The sequence below is a fragment of the Ideonella azotifigens genome, assembly GCF_006519715.1.
Taxonomy (GTDB): Bacteria; Pseudomonadota; Gammaproteobacteria; order Burkholderiales; family Burkholderiaceae_C; genus Ideonella; species Ideonella azotifigens.
Map to the genome: position 1 here is coordinate 1 of NZ_VIDT01001104.1, position 1,232 is coordinate 1,232.

A 1,232-nucleotide genomic window follows, 5' to 3' on the forward strand; every position below is an offset into this window, starting at 1 on the left:
GCGTCGTCCAGGATGCGGTAGCTCGACAGCACCAGCGAGGCATTCCAGCCCGGCCCGCGCCGCGTCTTCAGGCTGGCGCCCAGTTGCTGGTGCAGCTCGGTACGGTTGGCCGGCGCGAAGCTGGCGAGCGGGATGCTGAAGCTGTTGCTGCCGTCGGTCACCACGCCGGACCAGACGGTGGCGCCGCTGGCGTCGCGCAGAAAGCTCTGGTCGCGGGTGTGGGTGTCGTTGTGCCACCAGCTGGCCATGGCGCTGGCCTCCAGCGTGGCGCTCAGCTTCTGGCCGGCCCGCAGGTTCAGCGTGTCCTGCACGGTGTGGTCGATGGCGCCGGCGTTGGCGCCGAACACCGCGCGGCGCAAGCCCTTGGGTTCCGTGTCGTAGACGATGCCGGTGACCCGCGTGGCCGTGCCGCTGGTGGCCGGGAAGCTGCCGTTGGCGGCGGCGGTCACGGTCGCGTACTGCATGGGCTGCGAGGTGGCGTCCTGGTGATTCAGGTCCGCGCTCAGCCACAGGCCGCTGGCCAGCGCCTGGCCCAGGTGCAGCGAGAGCTGGCCGCTGCCGAAGTTGTCCGCGTGGCCGTACTGGCTGAAGCGCTGCTGGCTGCCGATGAGCCGGCCCGAAGCCTCGAAGCCCTTGGGCACGCGCTGGCTGACGCTGACGGTGCTGCCGATCGAGTTGCCCGGCAGCAGCGCCGAGTAGGGGCCGTAAAGCATGTCCACCCGGGCTATGGCCTCGGGCGAGACCATGTTCCAGCGCGGCGCGTCGAAACGGCCCAGGAAGTTGCTGATCAGGTAGCCGTCCAGGTAGACCAGCGCGCGGGACGGCTGCAGCGTGCCGAAGCTGCGGCCGGCGAGCAGCGCGTTGCGGTCGCCCAGGTAACGCTTGCGTACCGTCGTGTTGGGCATGTACTGCAGTGCGTCTTCGGGGTTAAACAGGTTCTGCTCGCGCAGCTGTTCGGCCGTCTTGCTGGCGGTGGCGCTGGGCAGGCTGGCGGGCAGGCCGGTGTGTGAGGCAGTGCCGGTGACGACGATCACCGGCGTGAGCTCGGCATCGCTGGCAACACCCTGGGCCAGGGCTTGGGTGCAGGGGGCTGCGAACGCGGCAGCCCAGGCCAGCAGGTGCAGGGCGACGCCAGGCGGCGCCTGCAGCTGGATCGGCAGGGAGGGGAATGGCATGGTTGAACAGTGATCGGGCAGGCCGGTGCTGGCACGGGGTGGCGCAGGTGCGGCTTG

1 protein-coding gene is annotated in these 1,232 nt (G+C 70.3%); it reads right to left on the bottom strand.

Annotation, left to right across the window (positions count from 1 at the left end; genetic code table 11):
* The coding region (locus tag FKP22_RS30880; protein WP_170201197.1) for a TonB-dependent receptor plug domain-containing protein at nucleotides 1–1,175 on the bottom strand (1,175 nt) is incomplete at its 3' end.
* Nucleotides 1,176–1,232: the final 57 nt, after the last annotated feature.